General features: G+C 48.1%; 18 protein-coding genes. 5 read left to right on the top strand and 13 right to left on the bottom strand.

The annotated features are described in order from the left end of the window. Positions 1–75: 75 nt before the first annotated feature. Positions 76–3,438, top strand: coding sequence for a transcription-repair coupling factor (gene mfd / locus AB9P05_RS07705; protein WP_371908239.1), 3,363 nt, complete (start codon positions 76–78; stop codon positions 3,436–3,438). 67 nt (positions 3,439–3,505) lie between these two features. Here mfd and AB9P05_RS07710 read toward each other — a convergent pair whose 3' ends face one another. The 5 genes from AB9P05_RS07710 to AB9P05_RS07730 form a co-directional block, all read right to left on the bottom strand. Then, entirely contained in the window at positions 3,506–3,673 is a 168-nt protein-coding gene (locus AB9P05_RS07710; protein WP_371908240.1) for a hypothetical protein, read from the bottom strand. A gap of 45 nt (positions 3,674–3,718) precedes the next feature. Then, complete coding sequence (locus AB9P05_RS07715; RefSeq protein ID WP_371908241.1) at positions 3,719–3,865, bottom strand: pinensin family lanthipeptide; 147 nt, start codon at positions 3,863–3,865, stop codon at positions 3,719–3,721. Positions 3,866–3,894: 29 nt separating this feature from the next. After that, the gene (locus AB9P05_RS07720) at positions 3,895–4,068 is read right to left on the bottom strand and encodes a hypothetical protein (protein WP_371908242.1); all 174 of its coding nucleotides are present in this window, start codon (positions 4,066–4,068) and stop codon (positions 3,895–3,897) included. A gap of 4 nt (positions 4,069–4,072) precedes the next feature. Next, positions 4,073–4,243, bottom strand: coding sequence for a hypothetical protein (locus AB9P05_RS07725; RefSeq protein WP_371908243.1), 171 nt, complete (start codon positions 4,241–4,243; stop codon positions 4,073–4,075). Between the two features lie 62 nt (positions 4,244–4,305). Next, positions 4,306–5,241 (bottom strand): M20/M25/M40 family metallo-hydrolase, encoded by a 936-nt coding sequence (locus tag AB9P05_RS07730; RefSeq protein WP_371908244.1) that lies wholly within the window; start codon positions 5,239–5,241, stop codon positions 4,306–4,308. 87 nt (positions 5,242–5,328) lie between these two features. Between AB9P05_RS07730 and AB9P05_RS07735 the strand changes: the two genes are divergently transcribed. After that, positions 5,329–6,474 (top strand): hypothetical protein, encoded by a 1,146-nt coding sequence (locus AB9P05_RS07735; RefSeq protein WP_371908245.1) that lies wholly within the window; start codon positions 5,329–5,331, stop codon positions 6,472–6,474. A 1-nt stretch (position 6,475) separates the two neighbouring features. On the opposite strand, the gene AB9P05_RS07740 is transcribed toward AB9P05_RS07735, so the two are convergent. The 5 genes from AB9P05_RS07740 to truA form a co-directional block, all read right to left on the bottom strand. Beyond that, positions 6,476–7,144, bottom strand: a complete 669-nt coding sequence (locus AB9P05_RS07740) for a hypothetical protein (protein ID WP_371908246.1) — start codon at positions 7,142–7,144, stop codon at positions 6,476–6,478. 81 nt (positions 7,145–7,225) lie between these two features. Further along, positions 7,226–7,765, bottom strand: coding sequence for a hypothetical protein (locus AB9P05_RS07745; protein WP_371908247.1), 540 nt, complete (start codon positions 7,763–7,765; stop codon positions 7,226–7,228). A gap of 3 nt (positions 7,766–7,768) precedes the next feature. After that, on the bottom strand, positions 7,769–8,359 hold the full coding sequence (locus AB9P05_RS07750; RefSeq protein ID WP_371908248.1) for a hypothetical protein: 591 nt from the start codon (positions 8,357–8,359) through the stop codon (positions 7,769–7,771). Between the two features lie 49 nt (positions 8,360–8,408). Then, the gene (locus AB9P05_RS07755) at positions 8,409–10,169 is read right to left on the bottom strand and encodes an ABC transporter ATP-binding protein (protein ID WP_371908249.1); all 1,761 of its coding nucleotides are present in this window, start codon (positions 10,167–10,169) and stop codon (positions 8,409–8,411) included. Between the two features lie 11 nt (positions 10,170–10,180). Then, positions 10,181–10,933: a tRNA pseudouridine(38-40) synthase TruA gene (gene truA, locus AB9P05_RS07760; protein ID WP_371908250.1), complete on the bottom strand. Its 753-nt coding sequence runs from the start codon at positions 10,931–10,933 to the stop codon at positions 10,181–10,183. A gap of 147 nt (positions 10,934–11,080) precedes the next feature. Here truA and AB9P05_RS07765 point away from each other — a divergent pair, with 147 nt between their 5' ends. Then, complete coding sequence (locus AB9P05_RS07765) at positions 11,081–12,097, top strand: isoaspartyl peptidase/L-asparaginase family protein (protein ID WP_371908251.1); 1,017 nt, start codon at positions 11,081–11,083, stop codon at positions 12,095–12,097. Positions 12,098–12,100: 3 nt separating this feature from the next. Here the strand turns inward: AB9P05_RS07765 and AB9P05_RS07770 are convergent, their stop codons facing one another. Continuing rightward, the gene (locus AB9P05_RS07770; protein ID WP_371908252.1) at positions 12,101–12,262 is read right to left on the bottom strand and encodes a hypothetical protein; all 162 of its coding nucleotides are present in this window, start codon (positions 12,260–12,262) and stop codon (positions 12,101–12,103) included. Positions 12,263–12,404: 142 nt separating this feature from the next. Further along, the gene (locus AB9P05_RS07775) at positions 12,405–16,811 is read right to left on the bottom strand and encodes a lamin tail domain-containing protein (RefSeq protein WP_371908253.1); all 4,407 of its coding nucleotides are present in this window, start codon (positions 16,809–16,811) and stop codon (positions 12,405–12,407) included. Positions 16,812–16,993: 182 nt separating this feature from the next. Here AB9P05_RS07775 and AB9P05_RS07780 point away from each other — a divergent pair, with 182 nt between their 5' ends. Together AB9P05_RS07780 and AB9P05_RS07785 are read left to right on the top strand one after the other, a co-directional pair. Beyond that, positions 16,994–17,986 (top strand): aspartate-semialdehyde dehydrogenase, encoded by a 993-nt coding sequence (locus AB9P05_RS07780; RefSeq protein WP_371908254.1) that lies wholly within the window; start codon positions 16,994–16,996, stop codon positions 17,984–17,986. After that, on the top strand, positions 17,983–19,161 hold the full coding sequence (locus tag AB9P05_RS07785) for an SAM-dependent methyltransferase (RefSeq protein WP_371908255.1): 1,179 nt from the start codon (positions 17,983–17,985) through the stop codon (positions 19,159–19,161). The genes AB9P05_RS07780 and AB9P05_RS07785 overlap by 4 nt, the downstream gene beginning before the upstream one ends. Here AB9P05_RS07785 and AB9P05_RS07790 read toward each other — a convergent pair. Further along, positions 19,145–19,372: a hypothetical protein gene (locus AB9P05_RS07790; protein ID WP_371908256.1), complete on the bottom strand. Its 228-nt coding sequence runs from the start codon at positions 19,370–19,372 to the stop codon at positions 19,145–19,147. The two genes, AB9P05_RS07785 and AB9P05_RS07790, sit on opposite strands and share 17 nt — an antisense overlap. Between the last annotated feature and the right edge of the window lie 4 nt (positions 19,373–19,376).

The following is a 19,376-nucleotide window of genomic DNA, read 5'->3' on the forward strand; positions in this document are numbered from 1 at the left end:
TTTAGGCCTTCTCTATCCATAGCATAGGTAGGCTATGGAGCAGGATTTGTTATTTTTGCATTTCAATAGCCAAAAGTGAATACCTCAGACTTTTTAACGCTCTACACCGAAGACGGGGTCATCCGTACCCTTACCGAGAAGTTAAAGCAGCAACATGCCACGCTGACCCTCAAAGGCCTTAGCGGCAGCATGGATGCAGCCATATGCTCCGCCGTCTCCCGCCTCATGGAAGGATTCCATGTATACATCACCCACGATAAAGAGGAAGCCGCCTATTTTCACAATGATATTCAGGCCCTTACCGGAAGAGAAGTGCACCTCTTCCCCACCTCTTATAAACGCCCCTACCAGTTTGAAGAAACAGAGAATGCCAACATTCTCATGCGGGCAGAGATACTCAACCAGGTCAATGCCGCCAGGGACACCGGCATGCTACTCGTAACCTACCCCGAGGCACTATCTGAAAAAGTAATAAACCGCCGGTCACTCAAAGACAACACCTTCACCGCCAGAAAAGGCGAGCAGGTAGATATCGAATTCCTTGCCGAGCTTCTTTCCACCTATGGCTTTGAGCCTACCGACTTTGTATACGAAGCCGGACAGTATGCTGTGAGGGGTGGTATCATAGATATATACTCCTTTGCCAATGAGCTACCCTACCGTATCGAGCTGTTTGGCGATGAGATAGAGAGCATCCGTACCTTCGATCCCGTGAGTCAGCTCTCTGTCGATACCATCGAGAAGATCAGCATCATTCCCAACGTACAGACCCACCTGCTGGAAGAGGTACGGCAAAGCTTCCTGGAGTTTTTACCTGATAATACCACCTTCTGGCTAAAAGACTACCAGCAGTTACTCGATGTAGTGGACAAGTCATTTGAAAAAGCCTCACAGAGCTTTGACGATATCATAAAGAAAAGTGGCGACACCCAGGTAATAAATAACCCCGAAGAGCTGTTTGAAACAGGAGAAACCCTGAGTGCTCAACTGAAAAACTACAACCGGGTAGAGTTCGGCAACCGCTACTACCTCAAGGGCGAAGAGTACCAGTTTGACAGCGAACCACAGCCCAGCTTTAATAAAAACTTCGAGATACTAACCGATAACCTCACTAAACATCAGGAAGAAGGCTATACCAATATCATAGCCGCCGAGTCCCAAAAGCAGATAGAGCGCCTGCGGCAGATATTTGAAGAACTGGACCCCTTCCTTAAGTTTCAGCCACTCAACGTCGGCCTCAGAGAAGGCTTCGTAGATAAGCAACTCGAGATCCTATGCTATACCGACCACCAGCTATTTGACCGCTACCACCGCTACAAGACACGCGAGCTCACCAGCAAGAGCAAAGCCCTTACCTTAAAAGAGCTGCGTACCCTGTCACCCGGTGACTACGTAACCCATATAGACCACGGCGTGGGCCGCTTTGCCGGCATGGAAGTGAAGGAAGTAAATGGCAAGCGGCAGGAAGCCGTGCGCCTCGTATACCGCGACGATGACCTGCTTTACGTAAGTATCCACTCCCTCCACAAGATCAGTAAATACACCGGTAAAGAAGGCGTGCCTCCACAGCCCAGTAAGCTGGGCTCCCCCGAATGGGAAAACAAGAAAAAGCGGGTTAAGAAAAAAGTACAGGATATTGCCAATGACCTCATTGAGCTATATGCCAAGCGTAAAGCAGCACCCGGGTTTGCCTTTAGTGAAGACTCCTTCCTGCAGGCAGAGCTGGAGTCCTCCTTTATCTATGAAGATACCCCAGACCAGGCACGTGCAACCGAAGAGGTAAAGCAGGACATGCAGATACAAAGCCCCATGGACCGCCTCGTATGTGGCGATGTAGGCTTTGGCAAGACAGAAGTAGCCATGCGGGCCGCTTTTAAAGCCGTAACGGAAGGCAAACAGGTAGCAGTGCTAGTGCCTACCACCATACTCGCTTTTCAGCACTACCGCACCTTTATGGAGCGCATGAAAGGCTTCCCCGTCAAAATAGATTACATCAACCGCTTCCGTACTACACGCGAGATCAGAGAAACACTGAAAGGCCTCACCGAGGGTACCATCAATATCGTGATAGGCACCCATAGGCTCGTGAATAAGGATGTGAAGTTCAAGGACCTGGGCCTGCTCGTCATCGATGAAGAACAAAAGTTTGGGGTAAAAGTAAAGGACAGGCTAAAAGAAATGCGCGTGAATGTGGATGTGCTCACACTAACCGCCACCCCCATACCCCGTACCCTCCATTTCTCCCTCATGGGAGCACGTGACCTTAGCGTGATCCAGACACCACCCCCAAACCGCCAGCCCGTTACCACCGAGTTGCACGAGTTTCATGAAGAAATACTCCGCGACTCCATCAGCTACGAACTGCGCCGGGGCGGACAGTGCTTTTTTGTGCATAACCGCATCAGCGATATTGACGAAATGGCCAATATCATCCTGCGCCTGGTGCCCGATGCCCGCGTAGTGGCAGCCCATGGCCAAATGGACGGTAAGAAACTCGAGAAGATCATGCTGGAGTTTATAGAAGGCGAGCACGATGTACTCGTATCTACCAACATCATCGAGTCCGGGCTGGATATACCCAACGCCAACACCATCATCATTAACCGCGCCCATATGTTTGGCCTCAGTGACCTCCACCAGATGCGTGGACGCGTAGGGCGCTCTAACCGGAAAGCCTTCTGCTATTTGCTCACCCCACCTACCTCTGCCCTGTCCTCTGACGCCCGCAAGCGTCTGAGTACGCTGGAGGAATTCTCAGACCTCGGCGATGGCTTCAAAGTAGCCATGCGTGACCTCGACATCCGTGGGGCCGGCAACCTGCTCGGTGCCGAGCAGAGTGGCTTCATCACCGACCTGGGCTTTGATATGTATCATAAGATCCTGGACGACGCCATCCGTGAGCTAAAGGAAACCAAGTTCGCCGAGCTTTTTGAAAAAGAACTCAGCGAAACCACCAAGGTATTAGTGCAGGACTGTAGCATAGAGACCGACCTCGAGCTTATCATTCCCGAGGATTACGTAAGCAATATTACCGAACGTCTCAGCCTTTACAGCCAACTGGACAACATCAAGACCGAGCAGAAGCTATCCGAATTTCATGCCTCTATCAAAGACCGCTTCGGGCCCCTGCCTGAGCCGGTAGAGGACCTGATCAAAACCGTCCGGCTGCGCTGGCTGGCAGAAAAGCTGGGCTTTGAAAAACTGACCATCAAGAACGGCACCATGCGCGCCTACTTCGTGCCCTCTGACCGGGAAGACTATTACAAATCAGATGTCTTCGGCAGAGTACTCCAGTTTGTACAAAAGCACAGTCGCCGCTGCCGCATGAAGGAAATCAAAAATCGCCTCATGCTCGTAATTGAAGACATAGACAATATCGAGCAGGCCCGGACAGTCCTTGGCAATATGCTCCCCCAGGAGAAGCCGGTAAATGCCTGACATACTTACTGGTTTATATTAAGCCTTGGGGAAGTAAAAAAAAGCCGGGACATGTCCCGGCTTTTTTTTACTGTATCCTTTCTTCTGTATGACAGGGAATATGTATTGTCGTACAGTCGATATCTACTGAAGGGTCCGTTTTTATCGCCCCACCTTTTGCCGTCTGCATAAAAGAAGAACCGGCTGGCAGCACGAAGCTTTTAACAGATAGCTCAGTCAATAGCTTCTTCTTCATATTAATAAGAGCTTTAAGTTTAAAACACAAATTGCACGTATTGCATCAGGGGCAGGTATAAGACTTCTCACCCGGATCACAGTTAATGCTGGGATAAAGCTCCGTTTCTTGCTCAAATGATACTCCACCGCGAATGTGTTTGGTGACAAAGCTCTCTATGCGGAGCGAGTCCAAAGTCATTTTCTTTTTCATTGATAAACGTTCTTTTAGAGTTAAGGAGATTAATAGGGAGCAGGACAAGTACAAGACACCTCCCAGGTGTTGCAACCGTTCCGGCTTTGGGGTGGCCGGGTATCGGTAGTGTCTATCTGATCTATCATACTCAGGCCACCACGTATGGTTTTGGTGACAAAGCTCTCTACCTCCAGGTGTTGGATTCTAAGCTTCTTTTTCACCTTTCTATACGTTTTGAATGGCTCCCGGACAAGTATAAGACGCCTCCGTAGGCTCACAGTCGCTGCTGGGAGGTACAGTGGTATCGTCTGCAATTCTTTTCAGGCCGCCACGTATGTTAGACGTAACAAAGCTTTCCAAACGCAGATCTGAAAGGCTGATCTTTTGCTTTTTCATAGTCATTCGTTTTTGTTTAGCAGGAATATACAAAATTTTTGAATGACCGGAATGTACACCCCCTATTCTCCTGTAGCCAAGCCCTCGTCAAGTCTTATGAGGCTATTAAGTATCAGTTCTGTGGCATCCCCATAAAAGGGCAGAGGTACCTGCTCATACGTATCAGTAGGCTTATGGTAATACGGGTGGTCTTCCACGCCGAAATAAATGAAAGGAATACCCTTCTTATGAAAGGGACCATGGTCTGATGAAGTGGTCCAGTCCTGTAAGCCATCGCGCCCATCGTGTCCAAACTTCAGTTTTACAGGCGACTGCTCATCAGCCTGTGTCAGGTAATTTTTCAAAGAAGGAGTATAGCGCGTGCCAGTAGCATATAATTCTCCTTTTCTGTTTTGACTTACCATATCCATATTCACATTAAGCACTATGCGGTCAGGATCCACCTCAAGGCTGTTCATAAAGTATTTTGCGCCCTGTAAGCCTACCTCCTCCGCATCAAAGGCCGCAAATAGCATGGTATGCAGCGGCTTATTAGCCGAAAAGTATTCTGCTATTGCAAGCATGGCCGCTACACCACTTGCATTATCATCAGCCCCATTGTAGATGTCCCCGTTACGGGCGCCTACATGATCATAGTGCGCAGATAGTACGATCACCGAATCGGACTCACCCTGCACAAAGCCCAGCAAATTTACCCCCTGTACGGTGTCCATAGCAGAGTGGGCCCTTTGCACAGGCGCTACAGAAAATGGTTGCAGGTAGTTAGGCGTATAGGCGGTAAGGCCTATTTCTTCAAACCGTCCAATAATATAATCCCTGGCCTTTTTATTTCCTTCCGTTCCCGTTTGCCTGCCCGCCATGCTATCCGCACTCAGTATCCTGAGATCACGGTACAGGCTCGTAGTATCCACAGTATAAGCAATGGAATCCTTACGTTCCTGGCTGCACGCTGGTAGAGAGGAAAGAAGAATAATGACGAAAACGGTGAGCTTTTTCATGTGATTAGGCAGCGAATCTTTATTTTTGATTAAAAATAGCAGGAAATAAAACAATATATTCCCTGCCTCACGTTGGTTTTGTTGTTTATGGCAATTTTCTCAATCAGAAAAACCCTCTTTTTCCTGCTGCTTATTACGGGCATAGCCACCAGTGGTTTCAGCCAGGGCCTTTCAGTCTCTCCTGCCGGAGCTATCCTCCTTGACTATTCACAGGAGTTTCCCGAATCTATACGTAACAAGCGTACCGTCGTGTTTGTGTCTGCCGAAGGTACCCCTCCCGATAACAGGGACTTGAAAACCTGGCGTGACCTAAGCGATTTTGCCCATACATACTTTCGCGAGGCAGGAATAGACGCCGTAGCGTACTTTTCTATGGAAGAAGTATTCTCGGGCGATGACCCAGAGCGGATGTTTGCCGAGAGGCTCAGCACCAGGGGTGTGGAGAACCTTATCATTCTACGGCGCATGACCTACGAGGATAAGCTCCAGTACGTGATTGTGGTTACCCCCTTTGCAGGCGATGGCGACTACATGGAAAATGGGCAGAAGGCCTATATCGCCTCAAGTCCTAACCTCGAGCCTTTGCTCAAACAGTTTGCTAACTCGGTAAAGAACAGCCCTTCAGAACTGGCCAACCACCTGATATTGGAGAAACCGGAATTTTTCGGAGCCACCGGTATCATCACAGGAGAGAAATTTCTCCGGTATAACCCTGACCTTAAACTGGACAAACTAGCTGTCCCCACTTTTGAGTCAGTAGATCTACCTGACTTTGTACCTGCAAATCCGGAAAGTGAAAAAGTAATAAACGCCCTGGAAAAGCTGAATAGTAATGCAGAAAGCAACAATGAGTTGCTTAAAAGCTATATGAGCATTTACCCGTTTGAGTACAAGGTCAGTGACTTTTCTAAGATCCAGGAGCGGGATATCCGGCTGGATGGTTACCAGTTCGTATTACTGAGGCTACACGCCCCTGCCCGCACCATTCGCGAGATGCTGGGCTATGAAACAGAAAGCGAAACGTATACCACCACTGTATGGCAGGGCGGAGAGAAGGTAACAGAAGAGGTACCCGCCGACCAGCCGGTCTATAAGTATTACATCAAGCACATTTTCACCGGCGATGTATACCTCGGCTCTGAGTGGGACGCGGCTCCAAACTGGGATGAGGCACTGCGCAATCACTTTAATAATATGCGGCACGAACTCAAGGTGGACGACTCCACGCCCTGATCTATAATCTCCAGCGTACCCCCATTCCTCCCATAAGGCGCAGCTTAAAGGGCTCTTTCATGTCCTGGGCAAACATATTGATCTCAGCAAAGGTGCTTAGCCGCATCCCCTTGAAGTCATACTCAGTGCCCACCATATACTCCGGACCAAAGTTCTGGAAAGTATGGTCAAGCCTCTCGATAGTAAAGCGGTCCGGTGGCACCTCGTAGGTATAGAAATAGCTAACGTCCAGTTTCATATACTGCACCCCTGCCCCTATGTAATAACTTAAGTTAGGAAACCTGGTCTTATGCACGGGGTGGGTAAACATGATGCGGCCCTGCAGAGCATAGATAGAATTTACATCGTGGCTGGTGTAAGCCAGATATATTCCGCTGCGCGGATCATTGATAGAGTCAAGCTGAAACCAGTCGCGCAGGTAGCGGGCGTTGAGGCCGGCAAATGAAGACCCTCCAACCACCTCAATGGCTACGTATTTCGGAAAAAAGTATTTGAGTGTAAGTCCGTAGGGGTCTCCCATACGAAAGCCCGCCGTCAGCCCTTTTTCATTTTTCTTAGGCCCGACACATACCGGCATTTTCTTACGAAGCTGCCGCAGGCTTTGGGCTTCAGAATGAAAGCCCAGACCCACAAGGAAAATCAGAAATAGAAATATTCTTAACACACGCATTACCTTCGCACTTTTAAGTCATTCAGACTTGAAATTTACGAAGACTGCCTTCCAATAACGGGACAAAGTAAGTATACCTGCCTATTTACCCGCTTTACTCAGATGATGCATGACCACAATATCTTCATTACCCAAGTACTTTTCTATAAAGATTGTGTCCAGCTCATAGCCCATTTCCCGGGCCTTCTCCTCCATCATTTCCCTGATATGATTTGGCCGGGGCATAATAGCAGGGTGAGAATGGATACGCGCAGTGATGGTATAATCTGGCAAGAAGGTACGTACTTCAAGAGAATCAGGCAGATCACTGCCTGATTCCGGTAGTATTCCTATAAAGTTTTTCACACTGCCACGTTCCTCCCGGGGATTACCGTAATAGAGAATAGCGAGGTCACCTTTCAGGTTATTCGCCTGAACTAACTGACGCATTTCACTGAAAATCATTTCCAGTTTGCGGTCTCCGTAGCGCCCCTCGTAATATTTGCCCGCAATCCGGTACTTTTCACCCGGTTCCACGCTCAGTTCTATAGACTGTGACTGTGTGAGGTAGTAATAGCCTGCTAAAGCTGCCAGAGCCAGCAAGGCCACCAATCCCAGTATTACGAATACCTTTTTCTTCATTTCTTAGAAATTATAGCGTATCCCGCCACCGCCAAGAACTCTCAGATTTACCTGGTCCAGCAGCTCCAGCATGAGCCCCAGTTCTACGAAGGCTGTAAGTGGTACTTCCTGAAAGTAGTATTCACCACCTGCAAATATTTCAGGCCCAAGGTCAAAGTTAGTCTCATCGCTGCGCTCCCTGGATATGAGGCTGCCATTCCGCATCACATCATAGCGGTAGTCTATATTTGCCAGGCGAAGGTTACCCCCCACCCCCCAGTACCATTCTGAGTCTGGGATATACTCCTCCAGGCTGCTATGCCACATAATACGTGCCTGCACGGCGATGGCCATTTCTATGTCATGACTGATGTAGCGTGCGGAGAAATCAAACTCATTGTCAAAAGCGTTACGGTAATAATCATTATACCACCCCCTGGGCACAGTGCCGAGCACTACCTCAAAGGCCGTACCCCCTCCCATGTATTGCTTATACGTGACGCCCACGGGGTCACCCGCTTTCAGACCTATGGAGCTATCGGTTTTCTGCGCTAAAGCGCTAACAGCCGTAAAAAATGTTAACAAAACAGACAAATAGATTCCTGTCCGGTTCATAGATGTAAATAAAAGTTTTAAGATAATAACGAATTGATAAAGGCGTATTTTACACCACCTCTTTGTATTGCATACGGTGTAACTGGGCGTAGTAGCCATCCAGACGAAGCAGTTCATCGTGCGTACCCGTTTCCTTGATCTCACCCTTGTCCAGTACCAGTATATTATCCGCCTCCTGAATAGTACTGAGGCGGTGAGCAATTACAATAGAGGTACGGCCCTGCATCAGCTTATTAATCGCGTTCTGGATCATTTCTTCTGTTTCCGAATCCACACTTGATGTAGCCTCGTCCAGGATCATAATACGTGGGTTATACACCATGGCCCGCACAAAGCTTATGAGTTGACGTTGTCCGACGCTAAGCGTTCCCCCTCTTTCCATCACATTATAGTCGAAGTCATTAGGTAACCTCTCTATAAATTTAGAGGCTCCGACCAGGGAAGCTGCTTCCTCTATCTGCGGACGGGAAATGGTGTCATTGCCAAGGGTGATATTTTCTTTGACGGTATTACTAAACAGAAACACATCCTGCAGCACGATGCCAATCTGCTGTCTGAGGTGATTCAGGTCATACTCCCTGATATTCTTTCCGTCGATAAGTATCTCACCTTTATTAATGTCATAAAAGCGGTTCAGCAAGTTGATAATACTGGACTTGCCTGCACCGGTAGCCCCCACAAGCGCCATGGTTTCCCCTCCTTTTACTTTGAAAGAAATATCCTTAAGCACATAATCCTCCCCGCTATAGGCGAACCATACGTTGCGGAATTCAATGTCTCCCCTTATCTTCTCAGGCTTGTAGTCCCCCTCGTCAGGAATAAAGTCATGGTTATCAAGAAGCTTCGTGATACGGCTGGTACTTACTATGCCCAATTGCAGGGTGTTAAAACGGTCGGCGATAAGGCGTATCGGGCGGAAGAACATCTGGATGTACATGATAAAGGCAACCATGTCACCAAAGCTTACATCTTCTGCCAGTACCCCTTCGGCCCCATACCATACCACAAGCCCTATGCCTATGGCCTGTATCACCTCAGCTACAGGAAAGTAGATGGAATAGTATAGCACGGAGTTCAGGTTGGCCTTCTTATGCTCCTTATTTATGGCTTTAAATTTCTCGTATTCCTTTTCTTCACTGGTAAATATCTGTACGATATTCATACCGGTAATGTGCTCCTGTACGAAGCTGTTCAGGTTAGACACGGCATTACGCACATTATTAAAGGCAACCTTTATCTTTTCTTTAAAAATATAGGTGCTAAGAATAAGGAAGGGCAGGGTGCAAAGAGTAACGAGGGTAAGCTCCCAGTCTATGTAGAACATGACAGCCAGTATAAAAATTAGCTGCAGCAGATCACCCAGCATAGCCGCTATACCCTGACTGAATACGTCGGCAAGCGTTTCGATATCCGAGACATTCCTGGTAACAAGCCGCCCGATGGGTGTATTATCAAAAAACTTAAGGCGCATCCGGAGCAGGTGGCGATAAAGCTGTATCCGCATATCGCGGATAATATGCTGACCGAGCCAGCCTGACATGTACGTGTGAGAATACTGGACAATTGCCTGCAGAATAAGCAAGCCAACCAGCAGCAATATCATATTCACCAGCCCCTGGAAGTCCCCGACCGAAATCTGGCGGTCGATCGTCTGCTGAATAAGCAGGGGCCTCACCGGTGCCAGTATGGCCAGAGAAATAGTGAGGAACAGCAGCAGGTAGAACTTTCCGCGATATGGCCTGATAAAGGTAAAGAGCCGTTTGAGAACGGGCAGGTCTACGATGTTGCCACTAATGTTTTCCTTATCCAAAATGTATCGTCTTAATCTCTGTTCGTATAGATTTCCCCGGGATAGGCCACTTCAGTGAGAAATAAGCCCTCAGGTGGTACAGATCGCCCTGCTTTGCCTCGATCACCGGAAGCTATAACCTCTTTAATAGAAGCTGGTTCAGCCTTTTCTTCGCCAATTAGCAGAAGAGTACCCACCAGTGCGCGGACCATGCCGCGTAGGAACCTGTTTGCACTTACGTAAAAAACCAGCCTTCCGTTTACCTCCAGCCACTCGGCCCGTGAAATCTCACAAAAATAGGTGTGTACATCGGTTTTTACCTTACTGAAGCTCTGAAAATCCTGCTTTCCGAGTAAAAAGGTGGCTGCCTCGTTCATCTTCTCTATATCCAGCGGCCGGTTGAAGTGATAGCTGAGGTCCTTTTGAAAGGGGTCTTTTTGCCGGATAATATGGTATTCATAGCTGCGGGAGGTAGCCGAAAAGCGGGCGTGCGCCTCTTCGTTAACCTCACGGATACTTTTTATAGCCACATCAGCCGGTAGTATAGCATTGAGCTTATAGCCTTCATTACTCATACTGAGCGGCTTTTCATGATCAATGTGTACTACCTGGGTGGTAGCATGTACTCCTGTATCCGTACGACCGCTGGCAGTTACCTCTACTTTATAGCGCAGTATCCTGCTGAGGGCCTCCTCCACTACCTGCTGCACAGTCAGTGCATTGGGCTGTATCTGCCAGCCGTGATAATGGGTACCTCTGTAGGCCAGATCAATAAAGTAACGCACGAAAATTGATTTAATGAGAGCCGGGGACAAAGATAGAGGGAAATACCCGGCAAAAGAAAACTGTCCTTTGCTAAGGAGCCTTACGAAAGTTCATAGTTTAGCCATATCTTAGATATCTGTAACGAATAATTATCAGACCCAATCATTATGAAAAGAACCCTGACCCTATTTCTCTGCCTGCTCATGGCTGGCATGGCCTATAGTCAGACCAGGCCGGTCATTGTGATTCACGGCGGTGCCGGAACCATACTTAAGGAAAATATGACGCCTGAAAAAGAGGAGGCCATTCGCAGCAAGATGGAGGAAGCCATGCGGGCAGGCTATGAAGTACTTGACGAGGGGGGTACCAGTACAGAGGCTGTAGTAGCCACCATAAAAATCCTGGAGGACAGCCCACTGTTTAACGCGGGTAAGGGGGCCGTTTTTACCAGTCAGGGTGAAAATGAGCTCGATGCCAGTATTATGGACGGCCGCGACCGTAATGCGGGAGCCGTAGCGGGTGTTAAGCATATTAAAAACCCTATCACCGCTGCTCTGGCGGTAATGACCTCATCTCCCCATGTGATGCTTACCGGAGAAGGGGCAGAGGAGTTTGCAAGCCAGGAAAAGCTGAACATGGTGGATGCCCGGTATTTTTATACTGAAAATCGCTATGAACAGCTACGGAAAATAAAAGAGCGGGAACAGGCGGAAGATGCGGAAGGCTCTATCAAGCTTAGGAGCAACCCTGAAACAGCCGATGAAAAATTCGGTACGGTTGGTTGCCTGGCCTTGGACAAGAATGGCAACCTTGCGGCAGGCACCTCCACCGGGGGCATGACAAATAAGAAATACGGCAGAGTAGGCGATAGCCCGGTCATAGGGGCAGGCACCTATGCGGATAATGCGACTTGTGCCGTATCGGCTACCGGCCATGGGGAATACTTCATTCGCTCAGTAGCAGCCTATGATGTAGCGGCTATGATGCGGTATGCTGATATGGAGGTAGGCAAAGCCGCCAGCACAGTGGTAGAGAATATCGGTGAAATGGGTGGCTCAGGTGGCCTGATCGCACTAGATGCCCAGGGTAACGTAGCCATGCCCTTTAACACCGCTGGTATGTACCGGGGCTACATGAAAGGCAAAGAAGATATCAACACATTTATCTACGGAGACGAGGAGTAAGGCTTAAGTAAGCTCGTAGTTCATACTCAGCCCGCGAAGGCGCGCTTTGATGGACTCCTGGTCAATAGAAATGCGGTATTTCATGCGGATGTATCTGTGGATCACATCCGCTCTTCTTCCTTGTCTGGAATACTTCTCGATCGCTTTATTGATTAGACAATTCATACGGGTTCAGATATTGGTGGTAAGCAGTTTCAGGTAATGTTTCATTAATATAACACTTAAAATAATAAAATCGTCCCTGAATAATCTACTTTTTTAACGATTATTTTTTACCATAACCTCTGAAGGACCTTTAAATCTCATTTTAGTCAAGCGTGGAAACGGCTATTTTTTCTTTGATCAGCCCCCTTTCGGAAAGGGCATTAAACCACTCAATAACAATGAGATAGTAACCCGAACTGACTGGAGCTCCGGCATCATTCTGCCCCTCCCACCTAAGGGTACCTTCGGCCGCCATGGCTGCCCCTTCTGCCAGGGTAATTACCTTTCTGCCATTCATGTCGAATATCCAAGCATTTGCAATGTTTTGGCCTTTTTTGAAAGTAAAATGAATTTGTACGAAATCATTTACGCCATCAAAATCAGGCGTGATAACATGGGTTGAAAGTGATATTTCACTCTCTCCCTTAGTACCACCAGCATAATGTGAGTTGACATTGCCAGGCGTCCCGTACCCTCTATCTGCAGCGGCTGATGCCCAGTTAATACGGTTATCAGGGGCACCTTGCAGGTCTATCCGCTCAAGCGAAACCCCCTCGGTATTCCGCAAGAGGTGGTGGTGGTACCGATCGTCATAGGCAAACTCCTGCCAGATGCTATCTGACTCATCCATAAGGCCTGCGATGCCTTCAGTATCCGGAAGAGAGGGAAGTGGGTTACGGACAAACGCTCCCGCATCCGCAGCGGGATATTGTCCGGATAATATGCCCGGATCAGGCGTAAATGCCAGGTACTCACCAGGACCTATTACCACAGGCAGGTCTGATCCTATACTGACCTTATCCCTGTGCCCGAAAAAATACAATCCTGACATGTCCAGATAGCTGTCAGTAGTATTCAGGCATTCGATAAAGTCAACCCCATTGGGTGGAGGGTTGAATAATATTTCCGTTAAAATGATATCACCAATTTCCGGTTTTTGAGGGAAGATTACCGGCTCATAGGATGACCTTTCTGTCTCATTGCCCACACAGTCCGTCAGGCCTAATAGGGTAATCCGGTAGCTGACATCATTATTTAACCTGGCAGAGGGTATGGCTTCATATTGGTTATCCCCTGATTTGATTATCTTTTCTATAGAATATATTTCACCATTCTGATCTCTAATTTCCACTTGTTCTAAGCGAATACTTCCTGCCAGCTCTTCGCTCAACCAAAACCGGCAGTTTCCTTCTTCGGTGATAAACGCAACCATTATAAAAGGCGCTTCATCATCGGTAATTATTCCTGTAGCAGCATTAGGCATACCGGCCGTATGACCTGCCGGGGCGGGAGAAGGAAGCCAATTTTTCTCACCGCCACAGGTGCTGTATAAATCAACTCTTTCCAGAGACTGCCCGGCCCGTAAGCGACCACTTACATAGTTCAACTGCGCTACCGTATCCATTTCGTTACTGATGAGGAAGAGGTCATCTTCTGTATTATTTAGTGTAGGCCATGGAGAGACAGCTGCCATTTTGGCTTCTCCGGAAATATCAGCCACATTCGCTTCCGCCACCAAGACTACATATTCACCCGGCTTAAGATCAAATGGTTCTATTCGTCCCTTGACGGTACGGTCTGCTATGTATATGTCTTGCAAACGCAGTGTGTCCGCTGTGATATTTACCAGCTCTATAAATTCTGCCGGGCCTTCGGGGGAAGGCTCCGGTAGTACTTCACTAACCACAAGATCGCCCTGCCTTAGAGTGGAAGGTGCACTGTAGCTTAGTATCAAGGTAGTATCGCTTATCGTATTGCCAGCTCGGTCATTAACTTTTTGAATGTCTACTTCATAGCTTATTCCATCTCGTAAATTGTTAGCGAGGCTAAGTATAACTGCGTGATCATCTATGGGCGTACAGCTAAGGGGCCACTCTCCATCTATCTGGTAATGATATGGCGAAGAGATGGAAACGGGGTCAATGGCTTCTGAAAATTCTATATGAACTCTATTTTCAGTAGTAGTTCTGGCAGCCAGTACATAGGGAGGAATGCGGTCGTACGTTGCCTCGTAGCGGCTAAATGGCCAGTAATGACCGCTACTTTCGGAAAATGAGTCTATCGAAATAACTGCGCGGGTGTTTTCAGGAATACCTACTTTGAAGAGAAGATACGTCAGAGGTTCATCAGCAGAATACCAAACCAGGTCCGGATGGGCTCCTTCTAAGGTGTAGTATTGTGGCTCTGAAGGCAAATCAATATTTTCTCTGGGATAAACCTTAAGAAGGTGGGCGTCGGCAAATGTGAAGCCGGTAGCTGGTTTGCGGTAATGAATCACCTGAGAAAATGAGGCTTCCCGGTCTGCGAACCCAAAGTCGGAAAGTGATAGCAAAACAGGTTGGCCCTCCGGGAGGCTGGTTGTAACGGAGATATCTATTTCATACTGCGACATCAAAGGAGTAATAACACCCGGGGTTGAACCCAGACTGGCTACCGCATCAGATAAAAGTTCCTGTTCCAGGCGGTGTGTAAATGAAACGAGTAAGCTCGTATCTGAAAGCAGCCTTACATAGCCTATTTCAGGCAGGCTATAGTCCAGGGTAAAGTGAAGCGTATCGGTAGCTTCATTACCATACTGATCTGAAATACCTGTTAGCCCCGGAGTGGATAACTGACGGGGTATATCACTGCCAAAGTCGATTAACAGGGAATCATGATCTGACAGAGAAAATGCACGTATGTCCAGAGGCTCAGGCCAATTGCCAGGCAATACCACACTCTTAAGCGAGATTTGAGAGGTGTCTATATGCTCATTCAACACTACAGAAACTGTGGCCGGACTTATGCCCCTGGCGTATTGTATAGCAGGAGGTAAGTTATCAAAAAGCAGCTCTATATATTTTGACCGGCTCATGACATTGCCATACATGTCGGCCAGGGAATGGATTTTCAGGCGGTAGGCTGTTTCTTGCTGTAAAGTCTGACAATAAACCAGGACAACGGTCTGAGGGTCAGGTAAAATTATCCGGCAGGGTAACGTCTCATCATCCATTTGATAGAAGCGGGCAATGGACGCAACTATAGGGTCCAGCGGTTCACTGAAACTGAGCCTAACTGTATCGGGACTGGTCCATTCATAGCTATCGAGCGTGGGCGGCCGCGTATCCCAAATAAGGTCAGCGGAAGGGGTGATGAGTGCATTGCTCTCTTCATCTACCATTCCACTGATGAATAACTCATACGGTTCATCACGTACTGGTACAGGGGAAAAAATCAGCCGGACTTCAGAGGGAAAGTCCGGCTCTGGCAGTACCATAAAGGGGGCTGCATCATACTTGGATAGAAAGTAATTTTCTGGGGACAGGGCATTGGCAGGAAGTGTATGATAGCGCACCCGCACGATTCCCGGTTCTTCGGTAAAGGCGGTATCTACTGCTGGCTGATAGATTATCGATTCGGAAAAAGCAGCGAGGTTGCCTGCCCTGTCCGGTATTTGGCTGGCAGATAGCAAACAGCTTTCCCCGGGTATAAATGGACGGTCATTTTGTAAGATGACCTGTTCTGGGTAGCGGGGATCCCACTTTATCGCATTTGAAACAATGCCACAATCATAAAGGAAACTGGCCTGACTGAGAAGGAGTGTGCCGTCAAGGGCTTCATTGAATAAAAGCCTTACCTGGTCTGTAGCCACAATGTCGAGGGTGGTTAACAAAGGGGGTGTATTATCCAGCAATGCCGTAAAGCGGATATCTTCAGCAATATTTCCCTCACAGTCCATCAGCCCTGAGAGTGAAAAGCTGTAAGAAAGGTCATAGTGAGGGGTGGAGAAGACCTGCAAAATAAGAACCTGACCATCTGTCTCTGGTAAAACAGAGAGTCCCGGATCGGTATTTACCGTTAATTGACTAATGTCTAGCTCCTCGGAAAAGACAAGAGTGAGGCTATGGGGCACCAGCCATTCGTGGCTAAGCAGTACGGGGGGCGAAAGGTCCGGAGTAGCTTCCAGGATACTATTAGCCGCACCAGGAGTGGCCCCGTTAGCTGAAACGGAAGAGGCCCAGTTCTCCTCATTACTACAAATCAGGGTCGGATTAATCCTTTCGAGTGACCACCCTCCTCGGTCTTTGCCGCTATCATGCCAGTCCGGTGAGTAGCTGACAGCATCAATAACATGCCCGTCGGCAGCAAGCAGGTATACTTCTTCTCCACTATTACTAAGGCTGTTCCATGAAGATAGGCCGAGCACAGAGGCATAGGGCATATAGTCGCTCTCGTAACTTTGAGGGCAAATGATGAGATAGCCTCCGGGCTCAAGGGTAAAGGGGGGCAATGTCTTACCGCTAAGGGAACAGTCCACACCACTAAAAGGGAGGTCCCCGGTATTAAACAGCTCTACAAACTCTGCGCCTGAAGCTGTGGGAAACACCTGATTCTCCGGCTGAATGGAACTTTTGGGATAGGGGTCAGCGTATATTTCATTGATAATTATCTGCTGGCCTGAAGCCGGCAAACTATAGCATATACCTAAAAGCAGGATCAGGCATATTCGAGGGCAATAACTGGCTAACATGGGCGCGAAACTAGCACCAACTTTCAATATTTGAATAAATTATGTAGGTAATTGAATGTGATTATTCCTTGGCAAATCCTTTAGCTCAGGCCTGATGGCTATGGATCAGCCTTTTAGGTGGCCTGAATTTTTTCAGGTCTTTAATTAATAATGTAACTTTGACACCATTCAATTAGGTACATATGAAAATAGCAATTGTAGGTGCTACCGGACTCGTAGGTAGTGAAATATTGAAAGTGATCGAGGAGCGTAACCTCGAATTTGACACGCTTATTCCTGTGGCTTCTGCCCGGTCTGTGGGTAAAGAGATAAGCTTTAAAGGGAACACCTATGTGATAAGGAGCATGGAAGAAGCGGTAGCTCTCAAACCGGATGTTGCTATTTTCTCTGCCGGTGGTTCCACCAGCCTGGAGTGGGCGCCAAAATTTGAAGAGGCGGGAACGATCGTGATAGATAACTCTTCTGCCTGGCGCATGAGCCCCCGGCATAAACTCATCGTGCCGGAGATTAATGCTACAACGCTTCGTATCGATGACCGTATTATCGCAAACCCTAACTGCTCAACGATACAAATGGTACTGGCACTGAATCCTTTGCGAGAGGCCTATGGCATCAAAAGGGTGGTGGTGAGCACTTACCAGTCAGTAACGGGTACGGGCAAAGCGGCGGTGGACCAATTGAAGCGTGAGCGTGAAGGGGTAGATGGTGAAATGGTGTATCCTCATAAGATTGACATGAATGTCCTCCCTCACATTGATGTATTTATGGATAATGGCTACACAAAGGAAGAAATGAAGATGGTCAATGAAACGAAGAAAATCTTCGGTGACGATGCTATCTCTGTGACGGCTACTGCGGTACGCCTTCCTGTAGTGGGTGGCCACTCTGAAAGCATCAATGTGGAATTCCATAAGGAATTTGACCTGGAAGAGGTACGTAAACTGCTGGCGGCGGCACAGGGCGTCGTGCTGCAGGATGATGTAGCTAATAATGAGTATCCTATGCCTATAAACGCCCATGGAAGGGATGAAGTGTTTGTTGGCAGGCTGAGAAGGGACGAGTCACAGCCGAAAACCCTGAATATGTGGGTAGTAGCGGACAACCTCAGAAAAGGAGCTGCAACGAATGCTGTACAGATAGCAGAGTACCTGAAGGAGCACAATCTGGTGTATTGACAGAGCTAGCGAATAAGGAGGTACAGGACTGGCTGGGTGCGCATGAAAATGAGCAGGTAACTTCTCTTCTTCTAAAGGGGAGCCCCTTCCCCGGAATCGATGCCAGAGTACTTGCCTCGCAGATAGAAGGACGGCAGAAAGCGAAAAAAAAACTACCGCAGTGGTACGAGGGGCGCCGGGGCCTCTTATGGCCGGCGCGGATCAGCCTTGAACAATGTAGCTCTGAGGCAACTGCCTTATATAAAGCCTCTTTGGTAAAGGGGCAGCGAATGGCTGACCTTACCGGGGGGATGGGGGTCGATGTCTTTTATATGGGCCATTCGTTTTCTGAAAGCCACTATGTGGAGGAGCAGTCAGCCCTCTTTGATATAACCCGACATAACCTTACTGCGCTAGGGGCTACGACCGCATGCCACCGCGGCGATGGCATGGCGTGGCTGAAGGATCAGGCTACCCCCTTTGATTTGCTCTACCTTGACCCTGCCCGCCGTGATGAGCATAAACAAAAAGTAATTCGCCTACAGGATTATAGCCCCGATATTACGGCTTACCTTCCCATGCTACGTGAAAAATCTGATGCACTTCTTATCAAGGTTTCTCCTATGGCTGACCTGAGTGAATTACAGCGCCAGATAGACCTGCCGATAATTTTTCACGTGGTGGCTGTAGATAATGAATGCAAGGAGATCCTGCTTTTAATAGGAAATAGCTCTGCGACCGGAGGTGTAGTGACTGTGAATATAGCCGGTGGGGCTGAGCAGATAGAAACTTTCGCCCTTGCGGAAGAGGCGAATACCACATTTTCTTTGGGGCTACCAGAATCTTACTTGTATGAGCCTAATGCAGCGATAATGAAGGCTGGCGTGTTCAGGGCGACTGCAAACCGGTATGGCCTTCAAAAGCTGCATGAAAACAGCCACCTTTATACTTCAGGGAAGCTTATAGCGGATTTCCCAGGCAGGACGTTTAAGATCAATGAGGTTGTAAGCCCTACTTATAAGGCTCTGAAGGGTGTGCTTCCCGATCTGAGGGGCAACTTGTCGACACGTAATTTCCCCATGCGGGTAGAGGCGTTAAAAAAGAAGCTCCGGTTAAATGACGGCCCGGATGTTTTCCTGTTTGCCACAACTCTTGTTAATGGGCAAAAAGCGCTCCTGATTACAGAGAAAGCGTAAACCGTAGCACATAGGCAATGGCGGTAAGAAGTATGGCGGCTCCTCCATAAATCTGCAAGACCCGTATGCGGTTTTGGTAATCCAAAAACCACAATACCCACCATGGCCTGACGAGGCCGGCAAAAAGCATGAATAAGGCCAGGAATAATAAAATGTATATGATGGTGATAAGGAGGTTCATAGACACTACTAAAAAAGAAAAACCGGACATGATG

It is taken from the genome of Roseivirga sp. BDSF3-8, assembly GCF_041449215.1.
Lineage (GTDB): Bacteria > Bacteroidota > Bacteroidia > Cytophagales > Cyclobacteriaceae > JBGNFV01.